We start from the raw sequence: 17,065 nt of genomic DNA, 5'->3' as shown, positions 1-17,065 counted from the left end.
GGAATGTTCGAATTAATGTAGTTACTTTGAATTACAAAGTACTTTATAAAAATGGAAACATTTGCCGAAGATATAAGATTACGCACGAAAATATATGTTTGGATAATTATCATAGGATTGGCGGTGAGCGGGATCACAGCCTTCCCCATGGAAACAGAGCTTTCTTTTTTGGTAAAATCGGATAGTTGGCCGGCCCCGATGCAAACTTGGTTATTAACCGTTTTCAATGCCATAAAAGATACCAATTTAACATATTCTTTTTTAAGTTATGGTACAGATTGGCTTGCTTTTGCACATGTAATGTTGGCGATTCTTTTTATTGGTCCACTTAAAGATCCAATCAAAAATAAGTGGGTAATTGAATTTGGCATTATTTGTTGTATCCTGGTTATCCCTCTTGCCCTAATAGCAGGAAGCAGTCGTGAAATTCCCTTTTTCTGGCGTTTAATCGATTGCTCATTTGGCGTAATCGGGATCATCCCATTGGTTTTATGCCGCTTAAACATCAAAAAACTAGAAGAGAAGCAACAAAAAATACAGATACAGAGTTAATACTAAAGAAAAAGATGAGAGATTTTGTAGAGAAAAGTTCGATAGTTCGAAAAATTTGGGGAAACGCAGATGTGATCCTATTCATATTTGCTGGAGCAGCCGCCGAATTCAGTTTAAATAAGGCTGTAGATTGGCTGTACTTTACGGGCAAACTCCCTAAAGATCCATTGGGAAGATTATTTTCTACGGTGGCCTACGCACAGAAAATTGTATTTTCTACTGAGGATGAAGCCCATTCGGCAATTGACCAGATTACTGCAGTGCATAGGCATGTTGAGGTGGCTAGGGAGGCAAAAATTCCTGATTGGGCGTATAGAGATGTATTATTTATGCTTATTGGTTACTCCATCCGATCTTTTGAGTTGTTGGAAAGAAAACTTTCTTTCGAAGAAAAAGAAGAAATTTTTGACACTTTTTATCGTGTTGGACAAAGAATGGGGATAAATGGTCTCCCCTCAAATTTCGCCGCATGGCAAATAATGCATCAAGTACAGCTACAACAGGATTTGGCCTACAGTAATTTCTCGGAAGATCTTTTTATTCAATACCGCAAACAGCTAGGTTATGTAAGATATATCTTGGTAATAAAAATACAAACGCTATTAGTGCCCTATGAGGTTAATAAACTGTTGAAGCTGGGCAAAGGCAAACTCATTTCTCCAGTTTTAAAGTTATATAAGCTAAGTGGTGTATTTAATCTACGTAAAGTATTTAGAAATCTTTTGCTACCCGAAACATATAAAGCACAGATACTGAGCTTAGATAAATGAAATTAAATTATGCCCTATCAACCCTAACATCCTATTTAACCCTATAATCCTGTATCCTAGTCCTTTTCGATCCTGCAATCCTGTAATCCTATTAATCCTAGTTTTCCTAGTAAATCTTAGTATCTTTGTAAAAAATGCAAGCCATTCTATCGCTCCGCTGCACATGCTACGGAGAGGAAAGTCCGGGCAACATAGAGCATCTCGCTTCCTAACGGGAAGGCATTTGGGATTGAAGACCTGAACGACGGAAAGTGCCACAGAAAATAAACCACCTCGTAATACACATATTTTCTATTCTATAGTAAAATTGTGTTACTAAAGGGAAAGGGTGAAAACGTGAGGTAAGAGCTCACGAACTCGCTAAGTGATTAGTGTTTTGGTAAACCCCGGGAGTTGAAAGACCAAATAGGCTAACATCCGCCGGTTGGCGGATAAATGGTTGCTCGCCAGATGTTAGTGGGTAGGTCGTTAGAGATAAGCGGCAACGTTTATAGTAGATTAATGATAGAAATACCGAGCAATTGGTATACAGAACCCGGCTTATCGGCTTGCATTTTTTTTAAAACGTTAAGCGTTAAGCGTTAAGCGCAAAGCGTTCAGAAAGCCCAACCCAATTCGTCAAACTTTTGTTCTCTTTTTCCGTTGTATTAAAAACTATACACTATATTAGTGGCCTATACTTATCCAACATGGCAAAACTGCTGATAATTGATGATGAACGCGCAATAAGAAGCACGTTACGCGAAATTTTAGAATACGAAAGTTATGATGTCGACGACATTGACAATGGTATCGATGGGTTAGAACTCATTAAAAAAAATACTTACGATCTGGTATTGTGTGATATCAAAATGAACAAAATGGACGGGATGGAAGTGCTAGAAAATGCACAGATCATTAAACCAGACCTTCCCTTTATCATGATCTCCGGTCACGGAACCGTAGAAACCGCCATTGAGGCCAGTAAAAAAGGAGCATTTGATTTTGTTTCCAAACCACCTGATCTAAATCGTCTTTTAATTACGGTTCGTAATGCCCTAGATCGTGGCAACTTGGTTACAGAAACCAAGGTTTTAAAGAGAAGAGTAAGCAAAACGCGTCACATTTTAGGAGAATCGGATAGTATTACAAAAATTAAAGAAACCATTGAGAGAGTAGCGCCAACCGAAGCCCGTGTTTTAATTACCGGTGCGAACGGAAGTGGTAAGGAATTAGTTGCCAGGTGGATCCACGAAAAATCTAACCGGGCAGAAAGCGCTCTAATTGAAGTAAATTGTGCTGCCATCCCTTCAGAGCTTATTGAAAGCGAATTATTTGGTCACGAAAAAGGATCGTTCACCTCTGCTGTAAAGCAACGGATCGGTAAATTCGAGCTCGCCAATGGGGGCACTCTATTTCTTGATGAGATTGGCGACATGAGCCTTTCTGCACAAGCAAAGGTACTTCGTGCCCTGCAAGAACATAAAATTACACGTGTGGGTGGAGAAAAGGAACAAGAAGTAAACGTAAGAGTGCTCGCAGCAACCAATAAAGATCTCCTAAAAGAAATAGAAGCTGGTAATTTCAGAATGGATTTATACCACAGGTTAAACGTAATCAACATCCACGTGCCCCATCTTACCGAAAGAACTGATGATATTCCTGTAATAGCACAACAGTTTTTAGAAGAAATCTGTGGAGATTATGGGATGCCCGTTAAAAAAATAAGTGATGGAGCAATGGAAGCCCTTAAAGCATTACCATGGACAGGAAATGTACGTGAGCTACATAATATGATAGAAAGATTGATCATTTTGAGTGATAAAGCTATCACAGAAAATGATGTTATTGCTTTCGCAAATCCAACAGGTGGCACCAATATAGGGGCAGGAAACGGGCAGTCGAGTACACAAAGTGGTCCAGCTTTAAATTACGACAAGTTTTCTAATTTTCAGGATTATAAAGATCACGCCGAAAAAGAATTCATCAAATTTAAACTTGAAAAGAACAACTGGAACGTATCAAAAACCGCCGACGATATCGAAATTCAACGAAGTCATTTATACAGCAAGATTGAGAAGTTTGGACTTAAGAGAGCCGAGTAGTAGTCCGAAGTCCTCAGTCCCTAGTCTTTAGTCTGTTCCAACTCAGGACTATCGACTTCAGACTTAAGAGTTACCATTTGGCTTTCTTTATGATGAACTTCGTGAAGGTATTGGTTTTTTAGCTGGTCATAAAAAGAATGCCTACTGATAAGATTAGCTATTAAATTGGCGAATAAGGCCGTTAGCATAATGTAAAAAATCACATCATGTGTATCGGTCATTTCCAATACTAAAATAGACGAGGTGAAGGGACTTCTGGTAACACTCGTTAAAAAGGCGGTCATACCACATAAAATAATCAAATTTGTTGAGGTGGCTGTTAAATGTAGCCAACCTGCAATTAGTGCTCCTATACTAGCTCCAGCAGTTAGGGATGGCGCAAAAACCCCTCCAGCACCACCTGTTGTAAATGAAAGTATAGAGCCGAATATTTTAAGCAAAGGAATATACCACTCCACATGTTTATCGTTGCTAAACAAGGTTGCTACCATAATTTCTTTACCAGATCCAAATGTTCTCACATCAATAAAAATTGCCGAACTGGCAATGATTAGTCCACAAACAATGATGTAAACATATTTATGGTAATTTTTTGGAAAGGCATTCTTAAGCTTAAATATAAAAAGGATGGCTTTACACATCCAACTTCCAATAGCCCCTACAACTACCGCCAATGGGATAACGATTAAAATAATTCCAATAGAGGTTTTGCCTAGCTGGGGATATCCCAAATAAAGATAAGGGCCCAAGAAATTTAATGCCGTAAGCCCAGCTATAATCACACCGGTTAATAAAGCGGATTTGAAAAAACTGAAATGGGTTTTCGTGAGCTCTTCAATCGCAAAAACTATCCCGCCCAATGGAGTATTAAAAGCGGCTGCTAATCCTGCAGCGGCTCCGGTAACGATCATGTTTCTTTTCGAAATCTTTGGATACCAAGCTGGTAAGCTATCATTTATCTTTTTGAAAATTGCAGCAGAGAGCTGAATGGTTGGTCCCTCCCGCCCGATTATACCTCCACTAAAAACCATGATCAGGCTAGAAATTACTTTAACATAAATTACCCTTAAACTTAAAAGGGAGTTTACCTTGTAATTATGCTTAGGGTTAGATAATTCAATGGCTGCGCTTACCTGTGGAATTCCGCTTCCCCGTGCAAAGGGAGCGAATTTTATTACAATCCAAGCGGCTAAGCAAAATCCCAAGGGGGTAACTATAAAAAAGAGGTAACGTGCATGAAGGTAGAGCAAATGTGTGCCCTCCTCTGCCCAAGAAAATAACTTGGCATACACCACAGCAACTATTCCTGCGATAAAGGCACCAATCCAATAAGGAAGTGCATTTAAAATATTTGACTTAAACTTATTGTCTGGAAGCGAATCAAATCTTGATTTTAGAAATTGCCTAACCTTATTTAATTTAATCGACATGATAGAAGGAATGTTTGCTATTGATTAGTAAGGTGTGCTCACAGTTAAGAATCGAACTTATCGAGTAGCTTTAATAAGGTAGTAAAATCTTTAGGATAAGGTGCCTCGATGCTGATATCCTGTTCATCAAGCCCTTTAAAAACAATGGCTTTGGCATGTAGCGCAAATCTTTTCATGATTGGCTGTTCTTCAGCATCTTTGGCTATACGGTATCCTTTTTTAAGTGCTGATAGAAATACAGGCTTACCTTTATACATATGATCGCCACATATGGCGGCCCGTTGCGTAGCAAGGTGGATCCTGATTTGGTGCATACGACCGGTAACTGGCTTACACTCTACCAGTGTATAGTGCTTATAATATTTTAAAGAATTAAAATAGGTTTCTGCACGCTTCCCCTCCTGCCTATCTATCGTTACATTCTTATTGCCATCATTTAAAATTGGGAGATCAACAAAAAGGTTATCAAATTGATATTGGCCATCAACCACAGCATGGTAGATTTTTTTTACCTTCCTCCGCTCAAATTGCATGGCAAGATGACGGTAAGCTTCTGGGTTTTTGGCTATCACAATAGCTCCTGAGGTCTCTTTATCTAGTCGGTGGCAAACTTGTGCATCTTCGCTATATTGTTTCGCTAATCGAAGGATATTTACTTCGCCAGCTGCGCCGCGTTCATCCAATGAAGCTACGAATGGTGGCTTGTTTACAACAATATAATCATTGCTTTCAAATAGGATGAGGTCTTTAAAGTTTGGGTATTTCACCCCGCAAAAGTACGAAAATAAATGATGTTAAGATGGAAGAGGTAAGATGCCTGCCTGCCGGACAGGCAGGGAATATGACTAGGAAAGGGGCATAAATTAGAAAGCCACAGATTTTAGGAAGGATTAAGTCCGTATAACTGTACCTAATTTACTCCGTTAATCTTTAATGTCTTAACTCTTCGGACCCCGGACTCTCCGACTTTCGGACTCTTTTCTAACTTAGTTCGAACTTATACCCCACCCCTTTTACGGTAGCCACATAATTTTCGCCCAGTTTTTCGCGTAGCTTACGAATATGTACATCGATGGTACGATTGGTTACCACTACCGAATCTTCCCAAATGTTTTTAAGAATGGATTCTCGGGTGTACACCTTCCCAGGTTTAGAAGCGAGCAGGTATAAAAGTTCAAATTCTTTTTTGGCCAACACTACCTTATTTCCATTCTGAAAAACGAGATATGCTTCACGATCAATGATCAGATCACCAATTTCAACTTTGTTATCAGAAATTTCATCACTGCTTGAATTTCTCCTAAGAATAGCATTAATCCTACTTACAAGTGCCCTAGGTTTGATGGGTTTAGCAATATAATCATCAGCGCCTACATTAAAACCCGCAATTTCAGAATACTCTTCACTCCGTGCAGTTAAAAATACCATAAATGTATTTTTAAATTCAGGAATTGCACGCATTAGTCTACAGGCCTCAATACCATCCATCTTGGGCATCATGATATCCAAAATAATTAGATCTGGATGAACCCGCTTTGCCACGGCAATTCCATCTTGTCCGTTACTTGCTAAAAATACATGATAACCTTCTTTTTTGAGGTTGTACTCTATCAGCTCTAAAATATCCGGTTCGTCATCAACAATTAGTATTTTTTGTTTAGCTGTACTCATCGCTTGTTTTTATTTATACGAAAGTAAGGATAGAATTGCATTATTGGGTTAAACCAAAGTTAACAAATTGTTAAACCTATTGATATTTTAATAGTAGAGTTACATTAAGGTAACGTCTTATTTAAAAATGCATCAAGCTCTTCACCACGAAGATTTCTGGCTATGATCTTTCCATTAGGGTCTATTAAAAAGGATGCTGGTATGGCTTCAACCTGATAAAGCCTTACCGTTGTGCCTTCAAAATCAGCTAATTCACCAGCATGAGTCCAAGTTAGGCCATCCTGCTTAATGGCCTGTTGCCAAGCAGCTTTATCCTTATCCAGTGAAATACCTAAAATGGTGAAGTTCCGATCCTTATATTTAGTGTAGGCTTTTACTACATTTGGATTTTCATTTCTGCAAGGTGCGCACCATGAGGCCCAGAAATCGATAAGTACATATTTACCTTTAAAATCTGCCAAACCAATAGTTTTCCCATCGATTGTATTTATATTAAAATTAGGCGCGGGCTGTCCAACCTGAACTGCTTTCAATTTATTTACTCTCGTCACAAAATCTCTTACTGCGGTGTTTTTCTTCAGTTCGTCACTTACCTTTTCTGCATAGGTAACCATAGCGGCTTCGTTGCCTGATGGATTTACCAAACTAATAGCATAAAAACTTACTAGAGAGCTTGTATTTTCATTTGCAAATTTTACGATTGCGGCATTTAGATCCGAAATAGTTTTCATGTACGCAGGCGACATTTGCTGAACAAGTTCTTCTCTTTTTTCGGGGTTTGAAGCTACTTTTTGCTCGAAATCATTTTTTATAGCCTCAACTTTAGTCGTATACGAATTTTTAAGCTTGTTAAATTCTGTAAGTTTATCGGCCTCATCTGCACCAGTAATTTGGTATTCTCCAGTTTTGTTAGCGAGATCAGCGGTTAAACTTATCACATCGCCGTTTTTGGCAATTACCATAAATTCATGGGCGCCAATGTTAACCCGGTAAAAGTCTTGTTCAGGAGCCACCCCTGTAAACATAAACTCTCCTTTTTCAGATAGCACGGTCGAATCCAAGACACTCATGTTCTGGCTCTTCATACCGTACAAAAGCACCTTTTTTTCAGTTCCGAAGTTCTCAAATTTACCTTCGATCTTAAATTTCGTTTTGTCTTTACAAGCTGCTAACACAGCGATTAGACCTAAAATATATACTATTCTTTTCATTCTTATTTTAATTTCTCTGTAATTAAATCACTTACTTTTTTAGCATCTGCCTTACCTTTGGCTAATTTCATCACCTCGCCAACAAACAAACCTAAAACGCCTTTTTTGCCATTTCTATATGCTTCTACTTGAGGTTTATATTTTTCGAGTACTGTGGCAATATATGCATCCATTGAATCCTGATCCTCCACAATCAACAAGTTTAATCTCGTGGCTATATCTTCTACATCATCATCTTTTGTAATCACGGGGATTAATTGCTGCAGGGCAACCGCCTGACCGATCTTCTTAGCATCAACCAAATTGATAGTTTGAGCCAGTTGCGAAGGACTAACATTAAAGGAAGCAATACTTTTTCCTTCTTCGCTTAGTAGGGCTCTAACAGACCCCAATAACCAATTAACCAGGTTTTTAACTTGATCTACTTTAACCTTAGCTTCATTAAAATAGGCATATAGAGCCGTGTCCTCTGCAAGCAAATTTGCTTCGGCATTGCTGATGGCAAGATCGTTAACCAATTGCTTTGCCAATTGCTTAGGAAGCATAGGCATGGCGGCTTTGATTTGGGCAAGCCATTCGTTGGATACTTCGATGGGCGGTAGGTCGGGATCTGGAAAATAACGATAGTCATTCGCTTCTTCTTTACTGCGCATAGGCGAAGTGCTTCCTTTATCTGCATCGAAGTTTAAGGTACTTTGTACGATCTGTCCTCCTTGGTTAACTACTCCAACCTGTCTGTTAAATTCAAACTCCATTGCTCTACGTACGTTACGGATAGAGTTTAGGTTTTTAACTTCACAGCGTGTCCCAAATGCTGTCCCTCCAGTTGGCCGGATCGAAATATTAGCATCACAACGAAGTGATCCTTCTTCCATATTGCCATCACTCACATTCAAATGTCGAACCAATTGCCTAATTTCTGTAAGCAAGGCTGATGCTTCTTCGGCACTCCGAATATCTGGTTCGGTAACAATTTCTATTAAGGGTACCCCCGCCCGATTTAGATCAACATAAGAGAATTTCGCGTCCTGATCATGCAAACTCTTACCCGCATCTTCCTCTAGATGGATTCTATTTATACCGATCCTTTTTTCATCGCCGTTGGCCAATAAGACGTTTATATATCCATTTTTACAAATCGGGCTGTTGTCTTGTGTAATCTGGTAGCCTTTAGGCAAATCGGCGTAAAAATAATTTTTGCGATCGAAGAAGTTATGTTGGTTAATGGTGCAGTTTAATGCAAGTCCGATTCTAATGGCTTTGGCTACCACCTCCCTATTTAATTTGGGCAATGCCCCCGGAAGCGCCAATGATACTGCAGAAATATGTTCGTTTGGTTTGGCGCCAAAAGAGGCACTATCCGAAGAAAATATTTTTGATTGAGTATTTAATTGAACATGAATTTCTAAACCAGAAACCAGTTCGAATGTTGCACTTGAGGTGGGATTTTGTGTACTCATTAATGGGCAATAAACTATTAAAATGGTCATTAACAACCCCTCAAAGATAGCTAAATATCTAGCAATTCTATTGTATAGAGGGCAATTTAATCGACGTGGCACAGTATTGGTTTTAGTTGGAATACACAAAAATGAAACATTATGAAAAAGTTAGTTCTATTGGCATCAATTGCCGTAGCTGTGGTTGCCTACCAACCTGTAAAAGCTCAAGTAAGCTTAAATATTAATATCGGCTCGCGCCCCTATTACGAACCCAATTATTACAGCCCAAATCATTATTACGTAGTACCTCAAAGGGTTTACTCACCACGAACTGTAATAGTGAAGAGACCTGTGTATGTCCCTACGACGGTTTATCGCAGTTATTATTCAAGCCCAGCAAACCGGTATAATACCGTTAGAAATTATCGACAAAATTTTAATAAACACGAAAGAGGACATTCAAAGGGACACCATAAAGGCCGACATTAACCTATCACTTAAATTACAGTCATGAAAAAATCAATCGCATTAATAGTGCTCGCAGTTGCATTATTGGTGCACAAAGAATCAAAAGCGCAGATTAACTTAAATGTTAACATTGCCCAACAACCATTATGGGGACCAACAGGATATGATCATGTAGACAATTATTATCTGCCTGATATAGAAACCTACTATAGCGTTCCAAGGCATCAATACATTATCCAGAATGGCGGAAATTGGATATATACCAACACCTTGCCCGCAAAATATGCTAATTACAATGTTTATAATGGGTATAAGGTAGTGGTAAATGGCGATAAACCCTATGCAAATTTTAATGCAGACAAGGTTCAATATGCCAAATACAAAAATTGGGGCGGCAAACAAAATGTGATCAAAAATAGTAACGACAAGAAATACTATGTAGTGAAAGGTCATCCCCATGGCATGCCTCCCGGACAGGCTAAAAAAATTAGCGGTACCAAAGGGAAAGGAAACTCCAATTTAAAAAGCAATATTGGAAGTAGCAATGGCAAAGGAAATAAAGGTAGCAAAGGAAAACATTAGTTTTCAAACAAAAAAAGGGATCCAAATTTGGATCCCTTTTTTTGTTAAAACCGTTTACCTATAGTTATGCCAGATCGTGGATATCCGCCGATGGCGTCGTTACCAAAAATTCTTCCGAGCCCTAAATAAACTTCTCCTGTAAATCCGTTTCTGGTCAAGAATTTTGCCCCTGCTGCTGCTCCTAGTCCGAAATTGGTTTCTTTTATAGGTGGACCTGAGTAATTCGAACTAGCGCTGCCAAAGAAATAATCTACCTCAACTGTTGATGATACCACGGCTGCATTTGCTTCTACAAAAAATCCAGCTGCTTTTTTACCACCAAAATATACCCTGAAATGGGGAATGGCAGCAAAATCATACTCTTGTTGATCATCAATTCCCACAAAAACGGATAAACCTATTCCCATGTTATCTTTTAGCAAACGTTCGTAAGTTATTTCTGGAATACCTACAATGGCATACAAAAGATTTAATTTTAGTTCGTTATTGCCTCCCTGCCCAATAGCTTCGGCATTTTTCTGAATAGCTTTCGAAACGCTATCCGCTGTTTTCTGTGCATTTGCAATAATAAAAGAGCAAAATAGTGCACCTGTTAATAGTAGTTTTTTCATGTGTTTTATAGTTTAATTTATGTGTTTTGCATCAAAATCTTTTGCCTATGGTAATGCCAACCCTTGGATAAGCATCAACGACTACGTAATCACCGAAAAATCTTCCTAAACCTAGGTAAGCTTCACCCAAAAATCCATTTCTGGTCAAAAATTTTGCCCCAGCGGCAGCGCCCACACCAAGATTAGTGTGAACTTCTCTATGACTGGGGCTGTAAGAGGAGTTAGTATAAAAAAGATAATCCCTTTCGCTTACCCTGAAAATGGCTGTATTAGCCTCTACAAAGAATCCGCTCGCTTTTTTAGAGCCAAAATAAATCCTAAAATGGGGGATCGCTCCAAATTTGTAATAATCTAAATCATCACCTAGTCCGGCCAAAACTGATAACCCTAGCCCCATATTGTCGCCGATAATTCTTTCATAGCTTATTTCGGGGATTCCTAATACCGCATTTAACAAATTAAGCTTGATTTCGTTATTGCCGCCTTGACCAATAGCTTCGGCATTTTTTTGAATAGCTTTAGAAATACTATCCGTTTTATTTTGGGCCTTCGCTAAAATAAACGAAGCCATTAAAATACACGTTACTATTATCTTTTTCATTTATATGTGGTAATTTGTGTTTAAAACCTTTTTCCTAACGTTAATCCGCCTCTTGGTAAAAAATAGTTTCCAGATTTAGCAAAGGTTTGTGATCCACCCAAATAAATATCGAAGGTAAATCCTTTCCTTGTTAAAAACTTCCCTCCGGCGGCAGCACCGAACCCGTAATATGTTTCTTTAATGGGTTGAAAAAAAACACTGTTACCGAAACTATCGATGTAATAATCAGGCTTGTCAACACTAGCACCATCAAATGCTAGCAAAGCACCATGGCCCTCCAAAAAGAAACCGCTTGCCTTTCTGCTGCCGAAGTAATACCTAAAATACGGATTTATCCCAGACTTAAAATCCATCTTTACAATTGTGGTTAAGCGGATAAAAGCTGAAATTCCGATTGCAGTATGATCACTGAGAATTCGTTCGTAGGTAAGTTCGGGAGATCCTAGAACGGTGTACAAAACGTTTAGTTTAATCTCATTATTACCTTGTAAGCTAGTAGATAATGAATCATTTTTCGTTTGAGCTTGAGCAAAAAACACCGAGGTTAATAATAACCCGGAGAGGAGGCATTTTATCATAGGAGAGATTTAGATTTTACTAATTTATAAAATCTTTCGCTTTTAGCAAGACATTTGTTAAACCTGATGGATTTTTTCCTCCTGCAGTAGCGTAAAAAGCCCGTCCGCCTCCACCGCCTTGAATTTCCTTGCCTAATTCGCGTACAATCTTAGCCGCGTTAAGGGTTTCGCTAACTATATTCTCCGAGATCATTACGGTAATACCAGGTTTATTTTCTATTAAGGTTGTAAAAACAAGATATACATTTTGCAAAAGCGCTTTAACCTCAAAAGCTAAATTTTTAACAGCTTCTGCATTGGGCAAATCAACATGTGCAGCAATAAAATTGATACCGTTTATATTTTCTGCTTGATCGGCGATAGACTGTTTCATATCTCCAGCCTTTGCTAAAATCCCCTTTTCTACCTCTTTCTTTAGGCGGGCGTTCTCTTCCAGTAAACTTTGCACAGCAGAGCTGATATGTTGGTTACCTTTCAATAATCCTTTAAGCTGGTTTAGCTCATTGCTTTGAGCTACGATAAACTGTTCGGCCTTGTCGGCTGTTATGGCTTCAATTCTGCGTACTCCTGCAGCTACTGCACTTTCTGATATTATTTTAAAATAACCAATCTGTCCGGTAGCTTTTACGTGCGTACCCCCACATAATTCTTTCGAGAAATGGTCATCAAACGTAATTACGCGAACTCTATCTCCATATTTTTCTCCAAATAAGGCAGTAACACCCGAATTGATTGCCTCGTTATAAGGCACATTACGTTGTTCTTTTATGCGAATATTGGCCCTTATTTTTTGGTTAACGATACGTTCTACCGCTGCAAGATCTTCATCACTAATTTTTGCGAAGTGCGAAAAATCAAATCGAAGGTTATCTGCATTTACTAAACTTCCCTTTTGGTTTACATGAGAGCCTAGCACCTTTTTTAACGCAGCATGAAGCAAATGTGTTGCCGAGTGGTTATCCTCGGTTAAGATCCGTTTATCCTCGTCTATTACTGCCCAAAATTTTCCTTCTACATCTGCTGGCAAATCATCGGTATAGTGAACAATTATGCCATTTTCTTTTTTGGTATCCGTAATTTCTACCCAAAACTGTCTACTGTGATCTTCTAATCGTCCAGTATCTCCTACTTGACCACCACTTTCGGCATAAAATGGGGTTTTGCGCAGAACAATCTGGTATTGGTCTTTCCCTTTTGCGCTAACTTTGCGATATTTTAAGATTTCGGTTTCAATTTCCGTAAAGTCGTAACCAATAAATTCGGTATCATTTCCTGGATTAACCGTTACCCAATCACCGGTATCAACCACTGTTGCGGCACGAGAACGATCTTTTTGGGCAGTTAAAGCTTTGTTAAACCCTTCCATATCAACCGTTAATCCCTTCTCTCTTGCCATCAACTCTGTTAGATCTATTGGAAAGCCGAACGTATCGTATAGTTCGAACGCAAAATTTCCATCAATTTCTGTATGGGTTTCATATTTTTCAAAGCGTTGAATCCCTGTCGCTAAGGTTCTTAAAAATGATACTTCTTCCTCTAAAACAACTTTTTGAACAAAGTCTTTTTGCAAGTACAGCTCATCAAAAATCCCTTTAAATTGCGCGGCTAAAACCGGGACCAACTGATTAAGAAAAGGTTCTTTAAGGTTTAGGAAGGTATAGGCATAACGAACGGCCCGGCGCAAAATCCGGCGGATTACATATCCTGCTTTATTATTTGAGGGCAATTGTCCATCAGCAATTACAAAAGAGATGGCTCTAATATGATCGGCCATTACACGCATCGCTACAGCCTCGTTCCAGCCCTTGTTTCCCGGCTCTGAATTACCTAAATATTCAAAACCAGATTTTTCAGAAATAAATTGGATCAGGGGTTGGAATACATCACTGTCGTAGTTACTGGTTTTTCCCTGTAGCACACGCACCAAACGTTCGAACCCCATTCCAGTATCGACATGCTGTGCGGGTAGGGATTTCAATGATCCATCCTTTAAGCGATTAAACTGCATGAATACATTGTTCCAAATTTCGATTACCTGAGGATGATCTGCATTTACAAGATCCTTTCCGCTTGTTAACATGCGTTCGGCGCTAGATCTACAATCAACATGGATCTCAGAACAGGGGCCACAAGGACCGGTGTCACCCATTTCCCAAAAATTATCTTTTTTATTTCCTAAAATGATGCGATCTTCCGGTACAAACTCCTTCCACAATTCAAAAGCCTCGGTATCACGGGGCAATCCTTCTCTCTCATCACCTTCAAAAATAGAAACATACAATTGATCTTTTGGGATTTTGTAAACCTCAGTAAGCAGTTCCCAGCTCCAGGCAATAGCTTCCTTTTTAAAGTAGTCGCCAAAACTCCAATTGCCTAGCATTTCGAACATGGTATGGTGATAGGTATCTATTCCCACTTCCTCAAGATCGTTATGTTTACCAGATACCCGTAAACAGCGTTGCGTATCGGCAACACGAGAATATTTAATGGCAGCCTCTCCCAAAAACAAATCCTTAAATTGGTTCATTCCAGCATTGGTAAACATCAATGTTGGGTCGTTTTTTACAACAATTGGCGCTGAAGACACAATGTGATGTTGTTTGCTTCTGAAAAAATCTAAATAGGTCTGTCGTATTTCTTTCGCTGTCATCTCTTAGAAAATTAAGGAGAACAAAATTAAAATTTTATTGCGGTATTCTACTAAAATCCCATTACATTTGAATACTTTAAGTAAAAGCTACAAACAATTCATAATCAGCTTGGAACATGCCATACAAGGAGAGAGAAATTAATAAAATGTATTATACCATGGGCGAAGTAACCGAAATGTTTGGCGTAAATGCCTCTCAAATCAGGTTTTATGAAAAAGAGTTTGATGTGCTTCAGCCTAAGAAAAACAAAAAGGGCAACCGACTTTTTACCCCAGAGGATATCGATAATTTAAAAATTATTTTCCATTTGGTAGATGATAAAGGCTTTACGTTAAAAGGTGCTAAAGATCATCTTAAACATAACAATAGCGAAGTTAAGGAAAATCAAAAAGTGATCGCATCATTAGAGAAGCTGAAAGATTTTTTATTGAAGCTGAACGAGGAAATATAGACTGGGATTATAGACTAGGATGATAGAATAGATTAGTAAGATTACAAGATTATAGGATATTAAAATGGCCTATAGCCAACACCTCACCCCTCGCTAGAATGGGAGTTTATCTAAAAAAAATGCCGACCATTTTCATGGCCGGCATATTAACACTAATTAATTATTAGTCGGTAGCAATTACATTTGCTTAGTAGTATCAGGCATTTTCTTAGTGGTATCCACCGTTCCTGTATCAATCATTGTTGTATCAACTTTTGTACTATCAACTGCTGACGAGTCCATCGTACCATTACCGTTTTTGCTCGAGCTACATCCTGCTATTGCCATACCAGCAACTGCAAGGACTATTAAAAATTTCATCTTCATCTTTTTTCTTTTAGGTTAGAAATGTTAAGGCTGACTATGTCAACTCTTTTAATAAATAGGTTTAACCTAAGAATTGTTTTTATAAATGAAAAAAAGTTGAGTTTTGGGTTTTACGTGTAATAGAACCTAAGGGTTGATGGTTCATGGATTATAGTTCATAGATCATGGTTCATGCACTGGGAGCCTAGGTGTAACCGTTAATAGAAATTAATGGTTCATAGATCATGGTTCATAGACTGGGAACCTTGGGTTTAACCGTTAATAAATTTATGGTTGATGGTTCATAGATCATGGTTCATGGTTGATATTCCATAGTTGATGGTTGAGGGGTAGAGAGTAAGTTATACCTCAGCATTATGCACTCTGCATCCAAGCTATGAGTCATGAACCATGAACTATTAGCAATGGGCGATGGGCTATCCACAAGAATCTCAAAAAACCAATCTCCACTTCATTTGTTACCTCTCCATGAATTTAGACAAGTTTTATAACAAGGCATACGATTGGATTATCATTTTTGGTCCACGTTTAATTTTAGGTATTGCGGCATTACTTATTGGTTTATGGGTAGTTAATCTTTTAATTAAATGGATCCATAAAAGCATGCATAAGCGTGAAGTGGATTCTACGGCAAAGCCATTTTTGTTAAGTTTAATTGGGGTTATTTTAAGGATCTTACTTTTCTTAGGAGTAATGCAGATCTTGGGCATCGAAATGACCATTTTTACAGCATTAGTAGCTTCTTTCGGTGTAGCTGCAGGTTTAGCATTATCTGGAACACTTCAAAATTTTGCAAGTGGCGTAATTATCTTATTAATTAAACCTTTTGTAGTGGGTGATAATATCATTACCGAAGGGTTGGAAGGAACGGTTACGTCTATTCAGATATTCTATACTTTTATCACCACTTTTGACAATCGATCGGTGATTGTACCCAATAGTAAACTCTCAAATGAAGTAATCATCAACATCAGCAGAGAAGGAAGTAGACGTTTAGACATAGAAATGAAGTTCAAATATGCGGTCGATTTTGAAACTGTGAAATCATTAATAAATGCAGCAATTGATAAATCCAAAAACATTTTAGCAAAACCGGATAGGAGAATTGGGATTGCCAGTTTTGAGCCAGAGGGATTTAAGGTGAGTATTAATGTTTGGGTAAATGCACATGGATTTCAAGATACAAAACTTGCTTTACAGGAAACCATTTTGAAGGATATGAAAGCTTCAGAAATTGATATCACTACAAAGTAAGTTTAGAGTTGGGGGATTGGGGTGTTAAGCTGGTCTTAAAAATCCATTTATAAGAGTGCAGTTATTGGTTCGTTGCAAAACTATCTATAAGCGCGCCCTGACGATCAACGATGTTTATCTTAATAATCGTTAGCTCGTCAATAATTCCAACTACATGATCTTGTAATTCCTGTGAAAAATGAGCTGCCCCTGTTCCACCCTCAACTGTAAGTGTAATTTCTGCTTTACCAGTAACCTTGATATCAGAAATCATATCGTAGTATTTGTTCTGTAATTGTTCTATTAGTTCGTCCATTGTGGTTAGTTTTATAAGTGTAATAATATTAACTGGTTAACTGGCAAC

General features: G+C 38.4%; 18 protein-coding genes and 1 other RNA gene. 8 read left to right on the top strand and 11 right to left on the bottom strand.

Features of this window, described 5'->3' with window-relative positions; all coding sequences use genetic code 11:
* Window positions 1-51 precede the first annotated feature (51 nt).
* From AC6H0V_RS04565 to AC6H0V_RS04550, 4 genes are all read left to right on the top strand, one after another.
* Window positions 52-552 (top strand): hypothetical protein, encoded by a 501-nt coding sequence (locus tag AC6H0V_RS04565; protein WP_497562532.1) that lies wholly within the window; start codon window positions 52-54, stop codon window positions 550-552.
* A 14-nt stretch (window positions 553-566) separates the two neighbouring features.
* Window positions 567-1,322: an oxygenase MpaB family protein gene (locus AC6H0V_RS04560; protein WP_497562531.1), complete on the top strand. Its 756-nt coding sequence runs from the start codon at window positions 567-569 to the stop codon at window positions 1,320-1,322.
* Between the two features lie 133 nt (window positions 1,323-1,455).
* Window positions 1,456-1,881: RNase P RNA component class A (gene rnpB / locus AC6H0V_RS04555), an RNA gene on the top strand.
* Between the two features lie 130 nt (window positions 1,882-2,011).
* A complete protein-coding gene (locus tag AC6H0V_RS04550; protein WP_497562530.1) occupies window positions 2,012-3,406 on the top strand; it encodes a sigma-54-dependent transcriptional regulator in 1,395 nt (464 codons plus the stop codon).
* A gap of 20 nt (window positions 3,407-3,426) precedes the next feature.
* Here AC6H0V_RS04550 and AC6H0V_RS04545 read toward each other — a convergent pair whose 3' ends face one another.
* From AC6H0V_RS04545 to gatB, 5 genes are all read right to left on the bottom strand, one after another.
* On the bottom strand, window positions 3,427-4,836 hold the full coding sequence (locus tag AC6H0V_RS04545) for a chloride channel protein (RefSeq protein WP_497562529.1): 1,410 nt from the start codon (window positions 4,834-4,836) through the stop codon (window positions 3,427-3,429).
* Between the two features lie 44 nt (window positions 4,837-4,880).
* Window positions 4,881-5,603 carry an RluA family pseudouridine synthase gene (locus tag AC6H0V_RS04540; protein WP_497562528.1) on the bottom strand — a complete coding sequence of 241 codons (723 nt, stop codon included), beginning with the start codon at window positions 5,601-5,603 and terminating at the stop codon, window positions 4,881-4,883.
* Between the two features lie 214 nt (window positions 5,604-5,817).
* Entirely contained in the window at window positions 5,818-6,507 is a 690-nt protein-coding gene (locus AC6H0V_RS04535; RefSeq protein WP_497562527.1) for a response regulator transcription factor, read from the bottom strand.
* Between the two features lie 104 nt (window positions 6,508-6,611).
* A complete protein-coding gene (locus tag AC6H0V_RS04530; RefSeq protein WP_497562526.1) occupies window positions 6,612-7,718 on the bottom strand; it encodes a redoxin domain-containing protein in 1,107 nt (368 codons plus the stop codon).
* 2 nt (window positions 7,719-7,720) lie between these two features.
* Window positions 7,721-9,178 (bottom strand): Asp-tRNA(Asn)/Glu-tRNA(Gln) amidotransferase subunit GatB, encoded by a 1,458-nt coding sequence (gene gatB, locus AC6H0V_RS04525; RefSeq protein ID WP_497562525.1) that lies wholly within the window; start codon window positions 9,176-9,178, stop codon window positions 7,721-7,723.
* 141 nt (window positions 9,179-9,319) lie between these two features.
* On the opposite strand from gatB, the gene AC6H0V_RS04520 reads away from it, so the two are divergent.
* Window positions 9,320-9,649, top strand: a complete 330-nt coding sequence (locus AC6H0V_RS04520) for a hypothetical protein (RefSeq protein WP_497562524.1) — start codon at window positions 9,320-9,322, stop codon at window positions 9,647-9,649.
* Window positions 9,650-9,670: 21 nt separating this feature from the next.
* Entirely contained in the window at window positions 9,671-10,210 is a 540-nt protein-coding gene (locus AC6H0V_RS04515; RefSeq protein WP_497562523.1) for a hypothetical protein, read from the top strand.
* Window positions 10,211-10,254: 44 nt separating this feature from the next.
* Here AC6H0V_RS04515 and AC6H0V_RS04510 read toward each other — a convergent pair whose 3' ends face one another.
* From AC6H0V_RS04510 to alaS, 4 genes are read right to left on the bottom strand one after another with little or no spacing between them, the layout of a single operon-like run.
* Window positions 10,255-10,821: a hypothetical protein gene (locus AC6H0V_RS04510; RefSeq protein WP_497562522.1), complete on the bottom strand. Its 567-nt coding sequence runs from the start codon at window positions 10,819-10,821 to the stop codon at window positions 10,255-10,257.
* A 31-nt stretch (window positions 10,822-10,852) separates the two neighbouring features.
* Window positions 10,853-11,422 carry a hypothetical protein gene (locus AC6H0V_RS04505; RefSeq protein WP_497562521.1) on the bottom strand — a complete coding sequence of 190 codons (570 nt, stop codon included), beginning with the start codon at window positions 11,420-11,422 and terminating at the stop codon, window positions 10,853-10,855.
* Between the two features lie 20 nt (window positions 11,423-11,442).
* On the bottom strand, window positions 11,443-12,000 hold the full coding sequence (locus AC6H0V_RS04500) for a DUF3575 domain-containing protein (RefSeq protein ID WP_497562520.1): 558 nt from the start codon (window positions 11,998-12,000) through the stop codon (window positions 11,443-11,445).
* 19 nt (window positions 12,001-12,019) lie between these two features.
* Window positions 12,020-14,650, bottom strand: a complete 2,631-nt coding sequence (alaS, locus tag AC6H0V_RS04495; protein WP_497562519.1) for an alanine--tRNA ligase — start codon at window positions 14,648-14,650, stop codon at window positions 12,020-12,022.
* A 116-nt stretch (window positions 14,651-14,766) separates the two neighbouring features.
* Here alaS and AC6H0V_RS04490 point away from each other — a divergent pair, with 116 nt between their 5' ends.
* Complete coding sequence (locus AC6H0V_RS04490) at window positions 14,767-15,102, top strand: MerR family transcriptional regulator (protein WP_497562518.1); 336 nt, start codon at window positions 14,767-14,769, stop codon at window positions 15,100-15,102.
* 177 nt (window positions 15,103-15,279) lie between these two features.
* Here AC6H0V_RS04490 and AC6H0V_RS04485 read toward each other — a convergent pair whose 3' ends face one another.
* On the bottom strand, window positions 15,280-15,468 hold the full coding sequence (locus AC6H0V_RS04485; protein WP_497562517.1) for a coproporphyrinogen III oxidase: 189 nt from the start codon (window positions 15,466-15,468) through the stop codon (window positions 15,280-15,282).
* Between the two features lie 468 nt (window positions 15,469-15,936).
* On the opposite strand from AC6H0V_RS04485, the gene AC6H0V_RS04480 reads away from it, so the two are divergent.
* Window positions 15,937-16,722, top strand: coding sequence for a mechanosensitive ion channel family protein (locus AC6H0V_RS04480; protein ID WP_497562516.1), 786 nt, complete (start codon window positions 15,937-15,939; stop codon window positions 16,720-16,722).
* 61 nt (window positions 16,723-16,783) lie between these two features.
* On the opposite strand, the gene AC6H0V_RS04475 is transcribed toward AC6H0V_RS04480, so the two are convergent.
* Window positions 16,784-17,017 (bottom strand): hypothetical protein, encoded by a 234-nt coding sequence (locus tag AC6H0V_RS04475; protein ID WP_497562515.1) that lies wholly within the window; start codon window positions 17,015-17,017, stop codon window positions 16,784-16,786.
* Window positions 17,018-17,065: the final 48 nt, after the last annotated feature.

Source organism: Pedobacter sp. NO84 (assembly GCF_059703915.1).
This window is presented reverse-complemented; position numbering and strand designations above follow the sequence as displayed.

What these genes read in the sequence shown, in the direction of transcription:
- AC6H0V_RS04565 (WP_497562532.1), top strand. Translation starts at nt 52, where the DNA reads ATGGAAACATTTGCCGAAGATATAAGATTACGCACGAAAATATATGTT.
- AC6H0V_RS04560 (WP_497562531.1), top strand. Translation starts at nt 567, where the DNA reads ATGAGAGATTTTGTAGAGAAAAGTTCGATAGTTCGAAAAATTTGGGGA.
- AC6H0V_RS04550 (WP_497562530.1), top strand. Translation starts at nt 2,012, where the DNA reads ATGGCAAAACTGCTGATAATTGATGATGAACGCGCAATAAGAAGCACG.
- AC6H0V_RS04545 (WP_497562529.1), bottom strand. Translation starts at nt 4,836, where the DNA reads ATGTCGATTAAATTAAATAAGGTTAGGCAATTTCTAAAATCAAGATTT.
- AC6H0V_RS04535 (WP_497562527.1), bottom strand. Translation starts at nt 6,507, where the DNA reads ATGAGTACAGCTAAACAAAAAATACTAATTGTTGATGACGAACCGGAT.
- AC6H0V_RS04530 (WP_497562526.1), bottom strand. Translation starts at nt 7,718, where the DNA reads ATGAAAAGAATAGTATATATTTTAGGTCTAATCGCTGTGTTAGCAGCT.
- gatB (WP_497562525.1), bottom strand. Translation starts at nt 9,178, where the DNA reads ATGAGTACACAAAATCCCACCTCAAGTGCAACATTCGAACTGGTTTCT.
- AC6H0V_RS04520 (WP_497562524.1), top strand. Translation starts at nt 9,320, where the DNA reads ATGAAAAAGTTAGTTCTATTGGCATCAATTGCCGTAGCTGTGGTTGCC.
- AC6H0V_RS04515 (WP_497562523.1), top strand. Translation starts at nt 9,671, where the DNA reads ATGAAAAAATCAATCGCATTAATAGTGCTCGCAGTTGCATTATTGGTG.
- AC6H0V_RS04510 (WP_497562522.1), bottom strand. Translation starts at nt 10,821, where the DNA reads ATGAAAAAACTACTATTAACAGGTGCACTATTTTGCTCTTTTATTATT.
- AC6H0V_RS04505 (WP_497562521.1), bottom strand. Translation starts at nt 11,422, where the DNA reads ATGAAAAAGATAATAGTAACGTGTATTTTAATGGCTTCGTTTATTTTA.
- AC6H0V_RS04500 (WP_497562520.1), bottom strand. Translation starts at nt 12,000, where the DNA reads ATGATAAAATGCCTCCTCTCCGGGTTATTATTAACCTCGGTGTTTTTT.
- alaS (WP_497562519.1), bottom strand. Translation starts at nt 14,650, where the DNA reads ATGACAGCGAAAGAAATACGACAGACCTATTTAGATTTTTTCAGAAGC.
- AC6H0V_RS04490 (WP_497562518.1), top strand. Translation starts at nt 14,767, where the DNA reads ATGCCATACAAGGAGAGAGAAATTAATAAAATGTATTATACCATGGGC.
- AC6H0V_RS04485 (WP_497562517.1), bottom strand. Translation starts at nt 15,468, where the DNA reads ATGAAGATGAAATTTTTAATAGTCCTTGCAGTTGCTGGTATGGCAATA.
- AC6H0V_RS04480 (WP_497562516.1), top strand. Translation starts at nt 15,937, where the DNA reads ATGAATTTAGACAAGTTTTATAACAAGGCATACGATTGGATTATCATT.
- AC6H0V_RS04475 (WP_497562515.1), bottom strand. Translation starts at nt 17,017, where the DNA reads ATGGACGAACTAATAGAACAATTACAGAACAAATACTACGATATGATT.